At 72.1% G+C, this 19098-nt stretch carries 24 protein-coding genes; 21 read left to right on the top strand and 3 right to left on the bottom strand.

Features of this window, described 5'->3' with window-relative positions:
* Positions 1-17: 17 nt before the first annotated feature.
* Positions 18-1184 carry a GNAT family N-acetyltransferase gene (locus BQ6202_RS07430; protein WP_072313781.1) on the bottom strand — a complete coding sequence of 389 codons (1167 nt, stop codon included), beginning with the start codon at positions 1182-1184 and terminating at the stop codon, positions 18-20.
* A 24-nt stretch (positions 1185-1208) separates the two neighbouring features.
* Here BQ6202_RS07430 and BQ6202_RS07425 point away from each other — a divergent pair, with 24 nt between their 5' ends.
* Positions 1209-2024, top strand: coding sequence for an LLM class F420-dependent oxidoreductase (locus BQ6202_RS07425; RefSeq protein ID WP_072313780.1), 816 nt, complete (start codon positions 1209-1211; stop codon positions 2022-2024).
* On the opposite strand, the gene BQ6202_RS07420 is transcribed toward BQ6202_RS07425, so the two are convergent.
* Positions 2021-3115, bottom strand: coding sequence for a carboxylate-amine ligase (locus tag BQ6202_RS07420; RefSeq protein ID WP_072313779.1), 1095 nt, complete (start codon positions 3113-3115; stop codon positions 2021-2023). The genes BQ6202_RS07425 and BQ6202_RS07420 overlap by 4 nt on opposite strands.
* 182 nt (positions 3116-3297) lie before the next feature.
* On the opposite strand from BQ6202_RS07420, the gene rpsP reads away from it, so the two are divergent.
* From rpsP to BQ6202_RS07350, 14 genes are all read left to right on the top strand, one after another.
* Positions 3298-3738, top strand: coding sequence for a 30S ribosomal protein S16 (gene rpsP, locus BQ6202_RS07415; protein WP_072313778.1), 441 nt, complete (start codon positions 3298-3300; stop codon positions 3736-3738).
* Between the two features lie 2 nt (positions 3739-3740).
* A complete protein-coding gene (locus BQ6202_RS07410) occupies positions 3741-3977 on the top strand; it encodes an RNA-binding protein (protein WP_072313777.1) in 237 nt (78 codons plus the stop codon).
* A gap of 7 nt (positions 3978-3984) precedes the next feature.
* Entirely contained in the window at positions 3985-4617 is a 633-nt protein-coding gene (rimM, locus tag BQ6202_RS07405; protein WP_234946148.1) for a ribosome maturation factor RimM, read from the top strand.
* A gap of 4 nt (positions 4618-4621) precedes the next feature.
* Complete coding sequence (gene trmD / locus BQ6202_RS07400; protein ID WP_072313776.1) at positions 4622-5350, top strand: tRNA (guanosine(37)-N1)-methyltransferase TrmD; 729 nt, start codon at positions 4622-4624, stop codon at positions 5348-5350.
* A 66-nt stretch (positions 5351-5416) separates the two neighbouring features.
* Positions 5417-6043, top strand: a complete 627-nt coding sequence (locus tag BQ6202_RS07395) for a hypothetical protein (RefSeq protein ID WP_072313775.1) — start codon at positions 5417-5419, stop codon at positions 6041-6043.
* Positions 6044-6223: 180 nt separating this feature from the next.
* The gene (rplS, locus tag BQ6202_RS07390) at positions 6224-6571 is read left to right on the top strand and encodes a 50S ribosomal protein L19 (protein ID WP_072313774.1); all 348 of its coding nucleotides are present in this window, start codon (positions 6224-6226) and stop codon (positions 6569-6571) included.
* 135 nt (positions 6572-6706) lie between these two features.
* The gene (gene lepB, locus BQ6202_RS07385; RefSeq protein WP_072313773.1) at positions 6707-7486 is read left to right on the top strand and encodes a signal peptidase I; all 780 of its coding nucleotides are present in this window, start codon (positions 6707-6709) and stop codon (positions 7484-7486) included.
* Positions 7486-8118, top strand: a complete 633-nt coding sequence (locus BQ6202_RS07380; protein WP_072313772.1) for a ribonuclease HII — start codon at positions 7486-7488, stop codon at positions 8116-8118. Before lepB ends, BQ6202_RS07380 begins: the two co-directional genes overlap by 1 nt.
* A gap of 57 nt (positions 8119-8175) precedes the next feature.
* A complete protein-coding gene (locus tag BQ6202_RS07375) occupies positions 8176-8499 on the top strand; it encodes a DUF2469 domain-containing protein (protein WP_072313771.1) in 324 nt (107 codons plus the stop codon).
* 144 nt (positions 8500-8643) lie between these two features.
* A complete protein-coding gene (locus tag BQ6202_RS07370) occupies positions 8644-8997 on the top strand; it encodes a YraN family protein (protein WP_072313770.1) in 354 nt (117 codons plus the stop codon).
* On the top strand, positions 8994-10532 hold the full coding sequence (locus BQ6202_RS07365) for a YifB family Mg chelatase-like AAA ATPase (protein WP_072313769.1): 1539 nt from the start codon (positions 8994-8996) through the stop codon (positions 10530-10532). Before BQ6202_RS07370 ends, BQ6202_RS07365 begins: the two co-directional genes overlap by 4 nt.
* Entirely contained in the window at positions 10529-11818 is a 1290-nt protein-coding gene (gene dprA, locus BQ6202_RS07360; protein ID WP_083587075.1) for a DNA-processing protein DprA, read from the top strand. The genes BQ6202_RS07365 and dprA overlap by 4 nt, the downstream gene beginning before the upstream one ends.
* 22 nt (positions 11819-11840) lie before the next feature.
* A complete protein-coding gene (locus tag BQ6202_RS07355; protein WP_072313768.1) occupies positions 11841-12734 on the top strand; it encodes a metallophosphoesterase in 894 nt (297 codons plus the stop codon).
* A 1-nt stretch (position 12735) separates the two neighbouring features.
* Entirely contained in the window at positions 12736-13638 is a 903-nt protein-coding gene (locus tag BQ6202_RS07350; RefSeq protein ID WP_072313767.1) for a tyrosine recombinase XerC, read from the top strand.
* Here BQ6202_RS07350 and BQ6202_RS07345 read toward each other — a convergent pair.
* On the bottom strand, positions 13611-14105 hold the full coding sequence (locus tag BQ6202_RS07345; protein WP_072313766.1) for a murein hydrolase activator EnvC family protein: 495 nt from the start codon (positions 14103-14105) through the stop codon (positions 13611-13613). The genes BQ6202_RS07350 and BQ6202_RS07345 overlap by 28 nt on opposite strands.
* 245 nt (positions 14106-14350) lie before the next feature.
* On the opposite strand from BQ6202_RS07345, the gene rpsB reads away from it, so the two are divergent.
* The 6 genes from rpsB to BQ6202_RS07315 all read left to right on the top strand — a co-directional run bounded on the left by rpsB (position 14351) and on the right by BQ6202_RS07315 (position 19098).
* Entirely contained in the window at positions 14351-15295 is a 945-nt protein-coding gene (rpsB, locus tag BQ6202_RS07340) for a 30S ribosomal protein S2 (RefSeq protein WP_072313765.1), read from the top strand.
* Positions 15296-15306: 11 nt separating this feature from the next.
* On the top strand, positions 15307-16134 hold the full coding sequence (gene tsf, locus BQ6202_RS07335) for a translation elongation factor Ts (protein ID WP_072313764.1): 828 nt from the start codon (positions 15307-15309) through the stop codon (positions 16132-16134).
* 119 nt (positions 16135-16253) lie between these two features.
* Positions 16254-16967 carry a UMP kinase gene (gene pyrH, locus BQ6202_RS07330; protein ID WP_072313763.1) on the top strand — a complete coding sequence of 238 codons (714 nt, stop codon included), beginning with the start codon at positions 16254-16256 and terminating at the stop codon, positions 16965-16967.
* A 44-nt stretch (positions 16968-17011) separates the two neighbouring features.
* Complete coding sequence (gene frr / locus BQ6202_RS07325) at positions 17012-17566, top strand: ribosome recycling factor (protein ID WP_072313762.1); 555 nt, start codon at positions 17012-17014, stop codon at positions 17564-17566.
* A gap of 22 nt (positions 17567-17588) precedes the next feature.
* On the top strand, positions 17589-18518 hold the full coding sequence (locus BQ6202_RS07320) for a phosphatidate cytidylyltransferase (RefSeq protein ID WP_083587074.1): 930 nt from the start codon (positions 17589-17591) through the stop codon (positions 18516-18518).
* 31 nt (positions 18519-18549) lie between these two features.
* Complete coding sequence (locus BQ6202_RS07315; protein ID WP_072313761.1) at positions 18550-19098, top strand: DivIVA domain-containing protein; 549 nt, start codon at positions 18550-18552, stop codon at positions 19096-19098.

Below are 19098 nucleotides of genomic sequence, written 5' to 3'. Positions count from 1 at the left end.
GAGCCCGAGCGGAGCGGTCAGAGCTCGATCGAGTACATGCGGGAGCCGTGCTCCTTCGTGTACCCGAGGCTGGCGTACAGCCCGTGCGCGCCCGAGGGGTTCTCGGTGTCGACGTCGAGCACCGCGGCGTCCATGCCGGAGTCGACGAAGGCGCGCATGCTCGCGGCGAGCGCGGCGAGCGCCGCCTTCCTGCCGCGGTACGCCCTGCGCGTGCCGAGCAGACCGGTGTAGCCGAAGGAGTAGCCGCGCACGGGGAAGTCGACCTCGAAGCGGTCGCTGATCGCGTAGGCGACCACGAGCGGCTCGCCCGCTTCGAGCGCGGCGCGCGTCGCCGCATCCGTCTGCTCGTCCGCCAGCAGCGCGGCGACGTCGGGCGCGTCGTCCACGACGACGAACGTCCACTCGGGCGCGAACTCGCTGCGACCGTTCGTCCACTGCTCGGGCGTCTGCGGCTCGCTGCCCCAGTGGTCGCGGAACGCGTCGTTGTGCGCGAGTCGGGTGGCCTCGTCGACCTCTGGCGAGAAGGGCACGAGCCGCAGCGATCCCGTCAGCTCGACCTCGGGGATGGGCGGGACGTCGGATGCGTCGGCCGAGCCGGTCGGCAGCGTGCGCTTCAGGTCGGAGAAGTAGCGGCGCGGCTCGAGCCCGGCATGCAGGTACAGGCGGTGCTTGGACTCGGGGGCGTCGTCATCGGCGAAGGCGCCGATGCGCCCCGGCAGCTCCTTGCCGGAGGCCGCCAGGATCTGCCGCGAGCGCGCGAGCTGCCACGCGAAGACCTCGCGACCGATGCCCTCGCCGCGGCGCGTCGGGTGGACCCCGCCGAAGGCGAAGGCGCGCACGGTGTTCGTGTCTCCCGGGAACGAGCTGACGAGGGCTGCGGCCCGCAGCTCGCCCTCGTCGTCGAAGCCGAGCAGAGAGTCGTGCTCGAGGTCTCGCCAGCTCGCGCCGAGCTCCTCACGCGTCTCGTCGACCGTCTCGCGGTAGGGGGCGCCGTCAGCCTCTGCCATCGCGTTGTTGAGCGCGGCCAGCGCGGTCGCGTCCTCGATGGTCGCGGGTCGCCAGGCGAGGCCGCCGGCGGTGATCGGGGGCAGGGTCTCTGGCGCCTGCGCGCGCTCTGCGATGGGGGAGAGGTGGGCCACGCAGCAAGCGTAGAGCGCGGCGCCGTCGAGGTCGAACTGCAGCATGCCGCCCCGTCGTAGGCTCGAGCCATGACGCATCGACCCACTCGCATCGGCGTGCAGCTCGCGCCGCAGCACACGACCATGCAGGCCACGATCGACGCGGCGAGGCGGCTCGAGGAGATGGGCGTCGACGCCGTCTTCGGCTGGGATCACTTCTTCCCGCTCTCGGGCGAGCCCGACGGCCCGCACTTCGAGGCGACCGCGCAGCTCGCGGCGTGGGCGGTCGCGACGGAGCGCGTGCAGATCGGCCCGCTCGTGTTCTGCAACTCCTACCGGAACCCCGACCTGCTGGCCGACGTGGCGCGCACGATCGACCACATCTCCGGCGGCCGCTTCATCTTCGGCATCGGCTCCGGATGGTTCGAGCGCGACTACGAGGAGTACGGCTACGAGTTCGGCACCGTCGGCTCCCGCTTGAACGACCTGGCCGCGTCGCTGCCGCGCATCCGTGAGCGGTGGTCGAGGCTCAACCCGCCGCCCGTCGGCTCCATGCCCGTCCTGATCGGCGGCAAGGGCGAGCAGAAGACGCTGCCGATGGTCGCCGAGCACGCTGACATCTGGCACTCCTTCGTCGGCCCCGACGAGCTGCCGCACAAGCTCGACGTGCTGCGCGCCGCGTGCGAGGCGCGCGGCCGCGACATCGCCGAGATCGAGGTCTCGAACGGTGCGAGCGTGCGGGACGGCGTCGGCGGCGTCGGCTTCGAGCGCCTCGACGCGCTCCACGCCGCCGGCACGAGGCTGCTCACGATCCCGCTCTCGGGCGACGACACGCCCGACGGCTACGGGCTCGACCGGGTGCAGGCGTTCCTGGACTGGCGCGACCGCAAGAACGACGAGCGCTAGGAGCGCATCGCCTCGATGATCTCGGCGAGCACCGCCGGGTGGCCGCCGCGGTCGAACGCCGCGCGCTGCTGCTCGGCGGAACCGCCGCGCTCGAGCACGCGGCCGGCCGCCGCGAGGGATCGCGTCGCGCCGAGGTCCTCGGCGATGGGGGCCAGCCGCTCGATCGCCTCGCCGATCGCGTCGCGCACCGGCTGCAGCGTGCCGCGCTCGTCGACGATCGCGGTCGCCGCGAGGCCGTCGCGCGCAGCGCGCCACTTGTTCTCGCGGACGAGCCACGAGGGCAGGTGGCGCTGCGGCTCGCCGTCGTCGAGCGCTCGCGACGCCTCCTCCATCAGGCAGTGGATGAGCGCGGTCACGCCGGCGAGGTCGTCGATCGACGGAGCGCCGTCGGCGACGCGCATCTCGACCGTTCCGATCGCGGGGGAGGGACGGACGTCCCAGCGCAGTTCGCCGATGTCCTCGATGACCCCGGCCGCGAGCATGTCGCTGAGCGTGCGCTCGTACTCGCCCCAGTCGACGAGCATCGGAGGCAGCCCGCCGGTGGGCAGCTGCTGGAAGAGCATCGTGCGGTGCGAGGCGAAGCCGGTGTCGAGCCCCTGCCAGAACGGGCTCGACGCCGACAGCGCCAGGATCAGCGGCAGGCGGTCGAGCATGGTGCGCATGAGCGGCACGACCTTCGCCTTGTCCTCGACGCCGACGTGGTTGTGCACGCCGAAGATGATCAGGCGGCGGCCCCAGTCGCCCGCCTTCTCGATCACGCGCGCGTAGCGCGGATCGTCGCCCTGCGTCTGCTCGCGCCAGCGGCTGGTGGGGTGCGTTCCGGTGCCGACGAGCGCGAGCCCCATGCGCTCCGCTGCATCGCACGCGGTGTCGCGCATCGTCCGCAGCTCGTCGACGGCGGCGTCGGTCGAGGTGTGCACACCGGTGATCAGCTCGATCATGCCGGTGAGGAACTCCTTGTCGAAGCGCTTGTCGTCGATCGAGGCGAGCAGCTCCTTCGCGTGCGGTGCGATCTCGCCCGTCGACGGGTCGACCAGCGCGAGCTCCCACTCGATGCCGAGCGAGGAGCGCGGTGAGGCGGCGAACTTCATGGGTGAAGCGTAGGGCGTGCGCCTGCGTGGCGCGCGCGACGCCAGGAGATGTGCCAGAATGGGGGGTCGAGCACGCGCCCGACCCTCTATCCGGCGCGCGACGCTCACCGAGCTTTGCGGGTCGCGCATCCCCACACGCGCAGGCCGCGGTGCACTACGAACACACAAAAAGCAGGAGAACTGTGGCAGTCAAGATCCGTCTGAAGCGCTTCGGCAAGATCCGTGCGCCCTACTACCGCGTCGTCGTGGCCGACTCGCGCACCAAGCGCGATGGCCGCGTCATCGAGGAGATCGGGAAGTACCACCCGACCGAGAACCCCTCGCTGATCGACATCGACAGCGAGCGCGCGCAGTACTGGCTCGGCGTCGGCGCGCAGCCGACCGAGCAGGTCACCGCGCTGCTCAAGCTCACGGGCGACTGGGGTCGCTTCACGGGCGAGGGCCCCACGGAGAGCCAGGTCAAGGCTCCCGAGGGCAAGCGGTCGTTCGAGATCGACGCGGCCAAGAAGCCCGTCCTCAAGCCCAAGGCTGAGAAGCCGGCTGAGGCGCCCGCTGCTGCGTCGACCGACGCCGAGGAGGCGCCCGCTGAGGGTGCCGCCGAGGCCGAGAAGACCGAGGACTGAACATGCTGCGCGATGCGCTCGAGCACCTCGTCAAGGGGATCGTCGATCGCCCTGACGATGTGCGCGTGGGCTCGCGCGACACGCCGCGCGGCGAGGTCCTCGAGGTGCGCGTGCACCCCGAGGACCTCGGCCGCGTCATCGGGCGCGGCGGTCGCACCGCTGGTGCCCTGCGCACCGTGATGGGTGCGCTCCCCGGAGGACGCCGCGTCCGCGTGGACGTGGTGGACACCGATCGCTAGGCCGGCCGTGCCCGCGCGCACCCAGGTGCGCGTCGGGCGGCTCGCCAGGGCCCACGGGCTCAAGGGCGCGATCAAGATCGAGCTCTACACCGACGACCCCGGTCGACGCTTCGTCCCGGGCGCGCGGTTCGCGCTCCAGGTGCCCACGGCATCGAAGTGGCACGGCAAGTCGATCGAGCTGCTCGAGCTCCGCGTGTACAACGGGAGCCCCGTCGCCTTCTTCGAGGGCGTCACCGACCGCACCGAGGCTGAGTCGCTCGTGAAGGCGGTGCTCTGGGTCGAGCACGATCCGACCGAGCTGCCCGTCGAGCCCGACGCCTGGTACGTGCACCAGCTCGCGGGTCTCGAGGTCTGGCGCGATGACGAGCGCATCGGCCGCGTCGTGCGCGTCGACCCGATGCCGGCGCAGGACATGCTGATCGTCGACGTCGCCGGCACCGAGATCATGGTGCCCTTCGTCAAGGCGATCGTGCCGGAGGTCGACCTGCGCGCCGGGCGCCTGACCGTCACGCCGCCGCCGGGCCTCTTCGAGGAGCTCGACAGCGCCCCGGCGGAGCAGGCCGCGCAGCCGGCCGCCCCGGAGGCCGAGGTCGCCGACGACGACGCATCCGACGCATCCGCATCGCCCGACCGGGGCTAGGCCCGTGCAGATCGACATCGTCACGATCTTCCCCGAGTTCTTCGGGGTGCTCGACGTCTCGCTGCTCGGCAAGGCGCGGCGCGATCAGCTGCTCGCCCTCGGCGTCCACGACCTGCGCGACTGGACCAGCGACCGCCACCGCACCGTCGACGACACGCCCTACGGGGGCGGCGCCGGCATGGTGATGAAGCCGGAGCCATGGGGCGCGGCGCTCGACGCGCTGCTCGGCGAGCCCGCCGCGGGCGACAGCGGTGACGACGGCGAGCAGGCGGATGCCGTGGTCATCTTCCCGACGCCGGCGGGCGTGCCGTTCACCCAGGCGCTCGCGCGCGAGCTCGCGAACGAGCGGCGACTCGTGTTCGCGTGCGGGCGCTACGAGGGCATCGACGCGCGCGTGGCCGACTACGCCGCGACGCGCGCCCGCGTGCTCGAGGTGAGCCTCGGCGACTACGTGCTGAACGGCGGCGAGGTCGCGGCGATGGCGATGATCGAGGCGATCGGCAGGCTCGTGCCCGGCGTGGTCGGCAACCCCGAGAGCCTCGTCGAGGAGAGCCACGAGGCCGGGCTGCTCGAGCATCCCTCGTACACCAAGCCGCAGGTGTGGCGCGGTCTCGAGGTGCCGGCGGTGCTGCGCAGCGGCAACCACGCGCACGTCGCCGCCTGGCGTCACGAGCAGTCGCTCGAGCGCACGCGCCGCGTGCGGCCCGACCTGCTGCCCGACGACCAGCGCTGACGCGCGCGTCGCCTGCCCTCAGCGAACACCCCGACGGTGCACCGCGCGGCTCGCTAGCCTCTGAGCATGGCTTCGAGCACAGCTCCGCGGAGCGCGGACCGACCTCCTCGGCACTGGGCGCTGCGCGCTGGCTTCTGGGGGTTCGCCGCCTCGATCGTCGTGCTGCCGGCCTGGATCATGTTCGGCCGCGGCCTGGCGGGGGCGCCACTGGGCGACGCGCTGCTGCTGCAGGCGTTCCTCGGCCCCGGGCTCGCGATCATGATCGCGCTCGTCGTCGGCGCGACCTTCGCCCGCAAGGAGGTGCGCGGTCCGCGCGCGGTCGCGTGGCGCGATCTGCGGCTCGTGGGGCCATGGCTCGCCGTGATCGCGCTGGTCGGCCTGACGGTCGTCGACTCCGCGGGTGGTCGTGAGGGCAGCGCGCTCACCGCGTGGTTCGGCGGAGGCTGGCTGACGGCGTCGAACTCCTTCACCGCCATCGGCATCATGGTGACGATCCTCGGCGGCGTCGTGCTGTTCTGGCTGCAGGTGCTCGAGCTGGGGCGCGAGACCCGCAGGCGCGTCGAGCGCGTCGTCAACGACCTGCAGGCGCCGCTGCTCGAGCAGCAGGCCCGGCAGGCAGACGCGAGCTTCTCGTCGCTCGACGGCCCGCAGACGGGTCGCGTCATCCGCATGGAGGACGACGAGCGGCCCTGACGCGGCGCGCCGACCGAGCCGTTGGTGCGGACCGCTCGCGTGTGGCAAGATAGGTCGTTGGTGCCACGTGCGGTCCCGCCTGCGAGGGCGGCCTCTGCCACAGGGGAGCGAACGCAGGGCACCGTCTCCAGATACCTATGACGCGGTCGACCTGTGGCGGCTGCAGAGAGCGATACCGCCATGCACATCCTCGACAAGGTCGACGCAGCCAGCCTCCGCACCGACGTCCCCGACTTCCGCCCCGGCGACACCGTCAAGGTGCACGTCAACATCATCGAGGGCTCGCGCTCGCGCGTCCAGGTGTTCCAGGGCGTCGTCATCGGCCGCTCGGGCCACGGCGTGCGCGAGACCTTCACGGTCCGCAAGGTCACCTTCCAGGTCGGCGTCGAGCGCACCTTCCCGGTGCACTCGCCGGTGATCGACAAGATCGAGCTCGTCAGCCGCGGCGACGTGCGCCGCGCGAAGCTCTACTACCTCCGCGGTCTCCGCGGCAAGGCAGCCAAGATCCGCGAGAAGCGCGACAACTGACGCTCTGCGAAGGCGGGGTCGGCGTGATGCCGGCCCCGCCTTCTGCGTTCGTCGCCGAATCGTGATGCGACGCGCGCGCACGGCAGCGGAGCGGCGCCGCTGCGCGCCTACACTTGGTGAGGCGAAAGGGCTGGGATGACGGACACGGTCGAGGCCGGCAGGGCTGGCCGCGGCGACGGCGGATCCCGCGGCGGGCGAGGGGTGCTGCTGTTCCTGCGCGACATCGTCGTCATCTTCCTCATCGCGCTGCTCATCTCCTTCCTGGTGAAGACGTTCCTGATCCGGCCGTTCTGGATCCCGTCCGAGTCGATGAACGACACCCTCCAGGTCGACGACCGCATCATCGTCAGCCTGCTCACGCCCGCGCTGGTGCCGGTCGAGCACGGCGACGTCGTCGTCTTCGAGGATCCGGGCGGCTGGCTGCCCGAGCAGGAGCACGAGCCGGAGACCGGGGTCGCCGGCGCGGTCGACTGGTTCCTCACCTTCGTCGGCCTCGCGCCGGAGGACGACCACGGCTACCTCATCAAGCGCGTGATCGGCCTGCCCGGCGACACCGTCGAGTGCTGCAACGACTTCGGTCAGCTGCTCGTCAACGGCGTGCCGATCGATGAGCCCTACCTGCGCCTCGACCAGGACGGCCAGCCCGCGAGCTCGACGTCCTTCGAGGTCACGGTGCCGGAGGGGCACCTGTGGGTGATGGGCGACAACCGCAACCACTCCGGCGACTCGCGCGCGCACATGGATGCGCCGGGCGGTGGCTTCGTGCCGCTGCAGTCGGTGGTGGGCCGAGCCATCGTCGTCTCCTGGCCGCTCGAGCGGTGGGCGTGGCTCGACAGCTACGAGCAGTCGTTCGTGGGCGTCGAGTCGCAGGGCGCCGACACCGAGGTGATCCAGCCGCAGGCGGTGGCGCACTGATGCCGGCGACGCCGACACTCGAGGTCGAGCGTGCGCTCTGGGCGGATGCGCCGCACGTCATCGGCATGGACGAGGTCGGTCGGGGAGCACTGGCGGGTCCCGTGAGCGTCGGCGCCCTCGCGCTCCGGACCGACTGCGGTGCGTGGCCCGAGCACCTGCGCGACTCGAAGACGATGACGCCGCTGCGCCGCGCATCCACTGCCCCGCTCGTGCGCGAATGGGGTGTCAGCGCCGTCGGCCACGCCTCGAACGACGAGATCGACCGCTTCGGCATCATGGTCGCGCTCGGGCTGGCCGGCAGGCGCGCGCTCGTCGGCCTGCACGCGGCCGGCATCGACGTGCCGACCTCGGCGATCCTGCTCGACGGCACCTTCGACTGGCTCGCGCCGGCGCTGCGCACCCCGGTGCGCACGGTGCTGCGCGCGAAGGCCGATCGCGACTGTGCCTCGGTCTCGGGCGCCGCGCTGGTCGCGAAGGTCGAGCGCGACGGGCGGATGGTCGAGGCCGACGGGGTGCACGCGGGCTACGGCTGGGCGTCGAACAAGGGCTACGGCTCTGCCGCCCACATGAGCGCGATCAGCGAGCTCGGCCCGACGCCGCTGCACCGCCGCACCTGGCTGCACGCCGCCTGAGGCGGACGCAGAGGCCGCGTGCGGCCCCGTCCCGATGCAGGGCCTTAGGATGAGGGCGTGGAACCCGAGGACATCGAGGACTACGACCGCGAGGTCGAGCTGGCCCTCTTCAAGGAGTATCGAGACGTCGTCGGCATGTTCAAGCATGTCGTCGAGACCGAGCGCCGCTTCTACCTCGCCAACGACGTGAAGATCACCCGGCACGACGCGGGCACCGACTTCTACTTCGAGCTCGAGCTCACCGACGTGTGGGTGTGGGACATCTACCGCTCCGACCGGTTCATCAAGTCGGCCCGCGTGCTCACGTTCAAGGATGTGAACGTCGAGGAGCTCGCCTCCCGCGACCTGGAGCTGCCGAAGGACCTCGCGATCGAGGAGTGATCGGCGGGTCGGCGCCGATGCGCTGACCGCTCGGTGCGTGCGCGACCCCGTGCTGGCGGCCGCCTGACGCGTCCGCGCTGGAGTTCTCCACAGCGCCGTCCTGCGCTGGCACGCGTGCCCGCGCGCATCCGCTTTCCTGCGCTCATGCGAGCGAAGGATCAGCTGGGCCTGGACGGCGAGGCCGCGGCGAGCGTGCACCTCGAGCGCGCAGGGATGCGCATCATCGACCGCCGCTGGCGCTGCGCGCACGGCGAGCTCGACATCGTGGCGCTCGACGGCGACACCCTCGTCTTCGTCGAGGTGAAGACGCGGCGCGGGCTCGCCTTCGGCCACCCCTTCGAGGCCATCACGCCGAGCAAGGTGCGACGCCTGCGCATGCTCGCGGCGCTCTGGCTCGAGGCCACCGGGCAGCGCGGGCCCGTGCGGCTCGATGCGGTCGGCATCATCGCGCCGCTCGGGGGAGCGTGGCGCGTCGAGCACCTGCGGGGCATCGCGTGAGCGGCTTCGGGCGGGCGCAGTGCGTGGCGCTGCGCGGGCTCGCGGGCATCGGCGTGCAGATCGAGGTGCACGCCTCAGCCGGCCTGCCGGCCGTCATCATCGTCGGGTTGCCGGGGCCGGCGGTGCAGCAAGCGCGGCATCGCACGTGGAGCGCCATCGCGCGGATGGGGCTGAGCGCGCCGCGCGGCAAGGTCGTCATCAACCTGACGCCGGCGTCGCTGCCGAAGACGGGCACGCACTTCGACCTCGCGATGGCCGTCGCGGTGCTGCGCGCGAGCGGAGTCGTGCCGCAGGACGACGGCGAGACCGCGCTGCTGGGCGAGCTCGGCCTCGACGGCCGGCTGCGTCCCGTCGCGGGCCTGCTGCCGCTCGCGCGAGCCGCGGCCGAGGCCGGCATGACGCGGCTCGTCGTGCCGAGCGCCTCCGTCGACGAGGCAGCGCTCGTCGCGGGGCTGCGCGTGCTGGGTGCGCCGAGCCTCGCCCACGCCGCAGCACTGCTGGGTGCCGAGGTCGATCCCGAGCCGGTCGAGGCGGTGCCCACCGAGCCGGTGCCCGAGCGCGCGCACGCCGCGCTCGACCTGGCGGAGGTGATCGGCAACCGCGATGCGGTCGATGCGCTCGAGGTCGCGGCCGCCGGGGCGCACCACCTGATGATGGTCGGCCCGCCCGGGGCGGGCAAGACGATGCTGGCCATGCGCCTGCCCGGCATCCTGCCGCCGCTCAGTCACGAGCAGGCGCTCGAGGTCGCGTCCCTCCGATCCCTCGCCGGCGAGGCGGTGCCTGCGACGCTCGACCTGCTGCCGCCGTTCGAGCATCCGCACCACACGGCCACCGGCGTCGCGCTCGTCGGCGGCGGCTCCGGCACGATCCGGCCGGGCGCTGCTGCGCGGGCCTCCCACGGCGTGCTCTTCCTCGACGAGGCGCCGGAGTTCCCGCGCGCGGTGCTCGACATGCTGCGCCAGCCGCTCGAGTCGGGCACGATCACGATCGATCGGGCGTCGGGCAGTGCCACCTTCCCCGCTCGGTTCCAGCTGCTCCTCGCAGCCAATCCGTGCCCCTGCGGCCTGTTCGGCAGCGGCGACTGCACCTGCGCGCCGCAGCAGCGCCGGCGCTACTTCGGCCGGCTCTCCGGCCCGCTGCTCGACCGGGTCGACCTGCAGGTGCGCGTCGACCGCGTCGCGCCGGCGATCGATCGCGGCTCGGGCGCCGGCTCGCGAGACGCCGAGGGGCGCTCGACGGCGGATGCGGCGGCGCGCGTCGCCGAGGCACGGGCACGGGCCGCGCGGCGCCTGGCGGGCACCGCATGGACGGCGATGGGCCACGTGCCCGGGCCCTGGCTGCGACGCAGCCTGCCCCTCGATCCGCGGCTGCTCGCTCCGCTCGAGCGTGCGCTCGAGAGCGGAGCGCTCACGATGCGAGGCCTCGACCGCACGGTGCGCGTGGCCTGGACGATGGCCGACCTCGACGGGGCCGCGACTCCCACGACCACCCACATCGGCCGCGCGCTCGCGCTGAGGAAGGGGATCCCCGCATGAAGGCGTTCCGGCTCGACCTGGAGCTCGTGCGCGCAGCGGTGAGCGCCACGCTGCCGCTGCGCGCCGCGGCCGATCAGCATCCGGGCGTCGCACCCGCCACGGGTGCCCGCACGGCATCCCTCGACAGCACCGGGCACGGTTCGCTCGACGACGCCGCGATCATCGCTCGCTTCGCGGCCGGGGCGTGGACGGTGCTGCCCGAACCGGGCGACGGCGTCGCAGGGCAGGTGCGAGCCCTGCTCGGCGACGTGCGCTCGCTGGACATGCTGGTGGATGGCGCGAGCGCCGCGCAGTGGGCCGAAGCGCTCGACGACCCCGAGGTCGCGCGTCGGGTGCCGGAGGCGCTGGCACGCTGGCAGCCCCGGCTCGGCGCTGAGCGGATCCTGGCGGCCTTCTCGCAGGGCGCGCGGCACGGGCAGCGGCTGCTCACGCGTGCCGACGAAGCGTGGCCGACAGCGCTCGATGACCTCGGACCGCACGCGCCGTCGGCGCTCTGGGTGCGCGGCGACCCAGCTGCACTGGTCGGCTGCAGGCGGTCTGCGGCGCTCGTCGGATCGCGCGCGTCCTCCGGATACGGGGAGCTCGTCACGGGGCAGCTCGCCTCCGGTCTGGTCGACCGGGGCTTCGCGATCGTGTCGGGAGGCGCCTACGGGATCGACGGCACCGCGCATCGAGCGACGATGACGAGCGGCGGCACGACGGTCGCGGTGCTCGCGGGAGGCCTCGACCGCTTCTACCCGGCAGGGCACGACGAGCTGCTGCGCCGGATCGAGGCCACCGGGTGCGTCATGGCGGAGTCCCCGAGCGGCGTGCCCCCGACACGGTGGCGCTTCCTCGCGCGCAATCGCCTGATCGCTGCGCTCGCGAGCGCGACGGTCGTGGTCGAGGCCGGGCATCGCTCGGGGTCCATCAACACCGCCGGCCACGCCGCTGCGCTCGGTCGTCCGCTCGGCGCGGTGCCGGGGCCGGTGACCTCTGGAGCGAGCACGGGATGTCACCGCCTGCTGCGCGAGTACGGCGCCGCCGTCATCGAGAGGGCTGAGCACGTCGTCGAGCTGGTCGATGGCACTGCTGGCAGCGACGATGCGCTCGACCTGACGACGGGCGAGGAGCTGCGCGTGCTCGACGCACTGAGCTCGCGAGCCGCTCGAGGAGCGGACGAGCTGGCGATCCGCACCGGCATGGCGCCGCGCGAGGTGACCGCTGCGCTCGCCCTGCTCGAGCTCGCCGGCCGGGCGGCGCAGCGGGGGAGCGGCTGGGTGCGCGCGGCGCGGGCAGCCGGCTGAGCGGCGCGGCTAGCCTGGAGGCGTGAGCTTCGGCATCCACCCCGCGCCCTCCGCCGTGATCGCGCACCTCAGCGACACGCACCTGCTCGCAGGCGGCGCCCCCTTGGCGGGCCTCGTCGACACCGAGCACCATCTGCGCGCCACCGTCGAGCGCCTGCGCACCGCGGCGAGCGATGCCGATGTCATCGTCGTCTCCGGCGACGTCGCCGATCTCGGCGAGAGCGGGGCCTACGAGCTGGCGCGCGAGATCATCGAGCCCGTCGCCGCCGAGCTCGGTGCCCCGGTCGTCTGGGCAGCGGGCAACCACGACGAGCGCGCACCGATGCGGGCGGCCCTCGGTCTCCCCGGGGCTGCGGGCGACCCCGTCGACCTCGTCGCGGAGGTCGGGGCGCTGCGCATCGTCTCGCTCGACACGAGCCTGCCCGGTTGGCATCACGGCGGCTTCGACGAGGGGCAGGCCGAGTGGCTGGTGAGCGCCCTGGCCGATCCGCCGCCTCTCGGCACGGTGCTCGTGATGCACCACCCGCCGCTGCCGTACCGCAGCAGGCTCATGCGGCTGCTCGAGTTCCGGCACGAGGAGCAGCTCGCCGCAGCGCTCGGTGACGCCGACGTGCGGGTGATCCTCTCCGGCCACCTGCACGTCAACGGCTCCGGGACCTTCGCCGAGATCCCGGTCGTGCTGGCAGGGGCGACGAGCTACGCCGACGACCTGGGGGGACCGCCGCCCGCCATGCACGGCATCGACGCGACGCAGTCGTTCAACCTGATCGAGCTCTACCCCGACTCGATCGCGCACTCGGTGGTCCCGGCGCTGCCGCACGAGTCCCGCGAGACGCTGCCGGCACACATCGTCGAGCAGGTGCTGCTCCTCGATCCCGCCGAGCGCATGGAGCGCTTCAGCAGGAAGCCCGACTGATATGCGGCTCGCCGACGCCGTCGAGCAGTACCTCGCTCATCTGGAGCGGGAGCGCGGCTACTCGGCGAACACCGTCCGCGGCTACCGCGGCGACCTCGCGAGCCTCGCTGAGCACTGCCGCGCCACCGGCGTCGCCGACGCCGATGCGCTCGACATCGAGACGCTGCGGCACTGGCTCTACTCGAGCGCCGAGGCAGGCGCAGGTAAGGCGACGATCGCCCGGAGGAGCGCCGCGGCACGCGGTCTGAGCCGATGGATCGCCGCGCGCGGGGGCGTCGACACCGCCGGTCGCCTGCGCACCCCGAAGCGCGACCAGCACCTGCCCAGGGTGCTCTCGCGCTCGGCGATCGACAGCATCCTGGGCACGCTCGACGAGGCAGCCCGCGAGGGCGACCCGGTCGCGCTGCGCGACCGCGCCGCCATCGAGCTGCTCTACGCATCAGCGCTGCGCGTGAGCGAGCTCGTCGGGCTCGACATCGACGACGTCGACCTCGAGCGGCTCACCGTCCGCGTCATCGGCAAGGGATCGAAGGAGCGCGTCGTGCCCTTCGGCAGGCCGGCGCTCGACGCGCTGCTCGACTGGCTGCGCATCGGTCGCCACCGGCTCGCGAACCCGGCGAAGGCGCATCCGGCGCTCTTCCTCGGCGCGCGCGGCGGGCGCCTCGGGCAGCGGCGCGTCCACGAGCTCGTCACCGCGCTGCTGGAGGAGGCACCAGGTTCGGGGCCGCACGGCCCGCATGCGCTGCGCCACACGGCGGCGACGCATCTGCTCGACGGGGGCGCCGACCTGCGCGCCGTGCAGGAGATGCTCGGCCACGCGAGCCTCGGCACGACGCAGATCTACACGCACGTCTCGCTCGAGCGGCTCACAGCGGCCTACCGCACAGCCCACCCGCGCGCCTGACGCCCGGCCTTCGCCCCGCCCATCGGCAGCAGCACCGGCCGCTCGACCCCGAGCAGGTCGAGGGGGTCGACGTACTGGCCGTGGAGCCGCGCCCCGAGGTGGAGTCGAGCCGAGCCGGGGGCGTGGCCCGCGAGCAGCACGCCGATCTGCTCACCGCGCGCCACCGCATCGCCGGCCGAGACCGTCGGCTCGACCGGCTCGAAGCTCGACACCAGGCCACCCGCGTGCTCGATCGAGACGACCGGGCGACCGGCCACGGGCCCCGCGAAGCGCACCACCCCCTCCTGTGGAGCGAGCACCGCGGAGCCTGCGGGTGCCGCGATGTCGATGCCGCGGTGGCCGGGGCCGTAGGCGGTCGCAGGCGCATCGAAGGCTCGCGCGACGTCGCGCGATTCGACCGGCCATGCCCACGGGGCCAGCGCGAGCACGAGCAGCAGGGCGAGGATGCGGGACGCAGTCGGGAGCATGGCCCGATCGTGCCCCGTCAGCGGTGTCCGCGCGCGACCGCCGCGAGCACCGGTGGAGAGCGGCGAAGCATGTAGCATGGGAGGGCATCGTCTCTGCGATGACTTCGCGCGCCCATCGCGACACCACCTCCATCGGTCCATCGGCTCGAGCCCCGTGCTCGAGCGGGTGGCGGAGGCGGGTCAGGGCGCCAGGGGCTCGGCCACCGGCCGCGCCGACAGAACCGCAACACAAGAAGGAGGCGGCCATGGCCGTCGTCACCACTCGCCAGCTGCTCGACAGCGGCGTGCACTTCGGGCACCAGACCCGACGCTGGAACCCCAAGATGAAGCGCTTCATCTTCACGGAGCGCTCCGGCATCTACATCATCGACCTGCAGCAGTCGCTCGCGCACATCGACCGCGCGTACGACTTCGTCAAGGAGACCGTCTCCCACGGCGGCAGCGTGCTCTTCGTCGGCACCAAGAAGCAGGCGCAGGAGTCGATCGCCGAGCAGGCGACGCGCGTGGGCCAGCCCTACGTGAACCAGCGCTGGCTCGGTGGCCTCCTCACGAACTTCAACACGGTCTCGAAGCGCCTGAGCCGCATGAAGGAGCTCGAGGAGATCGACTTCGACGACACGACGCAGGGCTACACGAAGAAGGAGCTGCTGCTCAAGAAGCGCGAGCTCCTGAAGCTGCAGAAGTCGCTCGGCGGCATCCGCAACCTGCAGCGCACCCCTTCGGCCCTCTGGATCGTCGACACCAACAAGGAGCACCTGGCGGTCGACGAGGCCAAGAAGCTCGGCATCCCGATCATCGCGATCCTCGACACCAACTGCGACCCCGACGACGTCCAGTACCCGATCCCGGGCAACGACGACGCCATCCGCTCGGTCGCGCTGCTGACGAAGATCGTCGCGGACGCCGCAGCCGAGGGCCTCATGCAGCGCCACGGTGGTGGCGACGCCGCCGCTGAGCCCATGGCCGAGTGGGAGCGCGAGCTGCTCGAGCAGCAGGACGCGGCGCCGGCTGAGGCCGCCGCTGAGCCGGCCGCCGATGAGGCCGCTGCCGAGGAGCCCGCCGCTGAGGCTGCACCGGCTGAGGAGGCGCCCGCCGCTGAGGAGGCACCGGCCGCTGAGGCCGAGGCACCCGCTGCCGAGGAGACCCCCGCCGAGACCACCGAGGACGTCACCGCGTCCGAGTCCAACTAAGGAGCCGCTGGATGGCAAACATCAGCATCGCCGACCTCAAGATGCTGCGCGAGCAGCTCGGCACCGGCATGAGCGACACCAAGGCCGCCCTCGAGGAGGCCGGTGGCGACGTCGAGAAGGCCACCGAGATCCTGCGCCTCAAGGGTGCCAAGGGCAACGCCAAGCGCGCTGACCGCTCCACGAGCGAGGGCCTCATCGCCACCGCTCAGGGCGAGGGCGCGGTCACGATGATCGCGCTCGCGTGCGAGACGGACTTCGTGGCGAAGAACGACAAGTTCATCGCCCTCTCGGAGCGCGTGGTCGCCGCGGTCGCCGCCTCCGGCGCCGCCGACCTCGAGAGCGCCCTCGCGGCGCCCGCCGAGTCGGGCACCGTGCAGTCGATGATCGAGGAGCAGGCCGCCACGATCGGCGAGAAGCTCGAGCTGACGAAGGTCACTCGTGTCGAGGGCGCCGAGCACGCCGTCTACCTGCACCGCACCTCGAAGGACCTGCCCCCGCAGGTCGGCGTGGTCGTCGCCTACTCGGGTGACGACGCGGAGACCGCCCGCGCGGTGGCGCAGCACATCGCGATGTTCGACCCGCGCTACGTCACCCGCGACGAGGTGCCGGCCGCCGAGGTCGACAAGGAGCGCGAGCTCGTCACCGAGATCGCTCGCGGCGAGGGCAAGCCCGAGGGCGCCCTGCCGAAGATCATCGAGGGGCGCCTGACGGGCTTCTTCAAGCAGATGGTCCTGCTCGACCAGGACTACGCGCGCGACAACAAGCAGTCGGTCGCCAAGGTGCTCGAGTCGGCCGGCCTCACGGTCTCCGGCTTCGCGCGCTTCAAGATCGGCGCCTGACCAGCACAGCACGTCGCGAAGGGCCGGGGGAGACCCCGGCCCTTCGTCGCGCCCGGAAGGATCGCGGTAGGCTTCTGCACGGTCCGCGCTCGGGCCGCGACCCCTCTGGAGGAGCCCACATGCCAGCACAGCCGCGCCGTCGAGTCCTCTTGAAGCTCTCGGGCGAGGCGTTCGGGGCTGGCAGCCTCGGGGTCAACCCCGATGTGGTGCAGGCGATCGCCCGCCAGATCGCCGATGCGGCCGCGACGGTCGAGATCGCCATCGTGGTCGGCGGCGGCAACTTCTTCCGCGGCGCCGAGCTCAGCCAGCGCGGGATGGAGCGCGGCCGCGCCGACTACATGGGCATGCTCGGCACCGTCATGAACGCGCTCGCGCTGCAGGACTTCCTCGAGCAGGCCGGTGCAGAGACGCGCGTCCAGTCCGCGATCCAGATGACGCAGGTCGCGGAGCCCTACATCCCGCGCCGCGCGGAGCGCCACCTCGAGAAGGGTCGCGTCATCATCTTCGGTGCCGGCGCTGGGCTGCCCTACTTCTCCACCGACACGGTGGCCGCGCAGCGTGCCCTCGAGATCGGTGCCGACCAGGTCCTGGTCGCGAAGAACGGCGTCGACGGCGTCTACTCCGCCGACCCGAAGCACGACCCGGCGGCGACGCGCTACGAGGAGATCACCTACCAGGATGCGCTGGTGCGCGGCCTCAAGGTCGTCGACTCGACCGCGTTCAGCCTCTGCATGGACAACCGCATGCCGATGCGCGTGTTCGGCATGGACGGCGATGGCCAGCTGCGCCGCGCGATCCTCGGCGAGCCCGTCGGCACGCTCGTGCGCGCCTGACGCGCGCGGGCGCAGATAGACTCGACAGCGACGGAAGGAACCACGTGATCAGCGATGTTCTGGCTTCGGCCAAGGAGAAGATGACGCAGTCCATCGAGGTCGCGAAAGACGACTTCCAGACTGTCAGCGCCGGGCGAGCGAACCCAGCGCTGTTCCAGCGACTGAACGTCGAGTACTACGGCTCGCCGACGCCGCTCGTGCAGCTCGCGTCGTTCCAGCAGCCCGATGCGCGAACGCTCGTCATCACGCCGTTCGACAAGACGGCGCTCAAGGACATCGAGCGCGCGATCGTCGCGGCGCCCCACCTGGGCGTCTCGCCCTCGAACGACGGCAACATCGTGCGCGTCGTGATGCCGGAGCTCACCGAGGATCGCCGCAAGGACTACGTGAAGATCGTCAAGGACAAGGCGGAGCAGGCGCGGGTCGCCGTCCGCAACGTGCGCCGACAGGCCATGACCGACCTCGAGAAGCTCAAGGGCGAGGTCGGCGACGACGAGATCTCGCGCGCCGAGAAGGAGCTCGAGGGCAACACCAAGCAGGCCATCGACGGCATCGACGAGGCGCTGAAGAAGAAGGAGTCCGAGCTCCTCGAGGTCTGACCGAGGGTTCGGAGGGCGACGCATGCGACGCGAGCATCGAAGCGCCGCCGAGATCGAGGCGCAGATCCAGGCGCAGATCCACGCCGCCCGAGAGCAGATCGAAGCAACGCGCGAGCGGGTGAACAAGCGCACCGGGCGCAACCTGGCTGCGGCAGTCGGCATCGCGCTCGTGCTCGGCGTGGCGCTGCTGGTGAGCCTGCTCTTCGTGAAGGTGCTCTACATGGTCTTCGCGACCGTGCTGGTCGGCTTCGCGCTCTTCGAGCTGGCCAGCGCGCTGCGCTTCGCCGGCAGGGACGTGCCGAGGGTGCCGCTCGTGCTGCTCGGCTCGGCGATCATCCCGGTCACCTGGTACTTCGGCGCCGCAGGCATGTGGTGGTCGACCCTCGCCGCGATCGGCATCGTCGCCCTCGTGCGCGTCGTCGAGCTCTCCGACCCGTCGACGCGCACCGGATCCGCGGCCGTCTTCGCCGATGTCAGGGCCGGCGCCCTCTGCATCGCCTACGTCGCGGTGCTGGGCGCGTTCACCGTGCTGCTCACCGTGCAGGAGGACGGGCAGTGGTGGATGATCGCGATGATCGCCATGACCACGGTGATCGACACGGGCGCGCTCGCTGCGGGCGTCTGGCTCGGCAAGCACAAGCTCGCACCGCGCATCAGCCCCGGCAAGACCTGGGAGGGGCTGCTCGGCGGCGCGGTGCTCGCGATCGCGGCCGGCATCGCGCTCTCGGTGTGGCTGCTCGGCCAGGAGTGGTGGTTCGGCATCATCCTCGCGCTGCTGCTGGTCATCAGCGCGACCGTCGGCGATCTCGCGGAGTCCATCATCAAGCGGGATCTGGGCATCAAGGACATCGGCTCGTTCCTGCCGGGGCACGGCGGATTCCTGGACCGCCTGGACTCGATCCTGCCCAGCGCGGCCGTCATGATGGCCCTGTTCCAGATCACGCACGCATGAACTCCCGGTCGCCGCTGGCATGATGGAGACGATGAGCACGTTCCCGAGAGCCCGACGGTCGCAGCCGGGCTACGACATCGAGCAGGTCGAAGACTTCCTCGAGGACGCTCGGCGTGCCTACGCGACCGATGCTCGCGCAGCCACGGCGATCGACTCCGCTGCGATCCGCCGCACCAGCTTCACCATGCAGAAGGGCGGCTACTCGCCCGCGCACGTCGACGCGGCGCTCGAGCGCCTCGAGGAGGCCTTCGCCCGTCGCGAGCACGAGCGGGGCATCCTGGAGCACGGCGAGCAGGAGTGGTACGCGAAGGTGCGTCAGCGGGCGCAGGATGCGCTCGGTCGCCTCCAGCAGCCCGACGGCGAGCGCTTCCGCCGGGTGAGCCGCATCTCGCGCGGCTACCGGATGCCAGAGGTCGACGCCTTCGCTGCGAGGATCGCCGACTACCTGCAGGACGGCCCCGAGATCACCGCGCGCGAGGTGCGCACGGTGCAGTTCGACGCGCAGTTCGGCGGCTACGACGAGGACGAGGTCGACGCGCTGCTCGACACCGTCGTGAGCCTCATGCTGGCGGTGCGCTGA

The organism is Agrococcus sp. Marseille-P2731 (assembly GCF_900117395.1).
GTDB lineage: Bacteria > Actinomycetota > Actinomycetes > Actinomycetales > Microbacteriaceae > Agrococcus.
The sequence above is the reverse complement of the archived record's forward strand: the minus strand, read 5'-3'. Positions and strand labels throughout refer to the sequence as shown.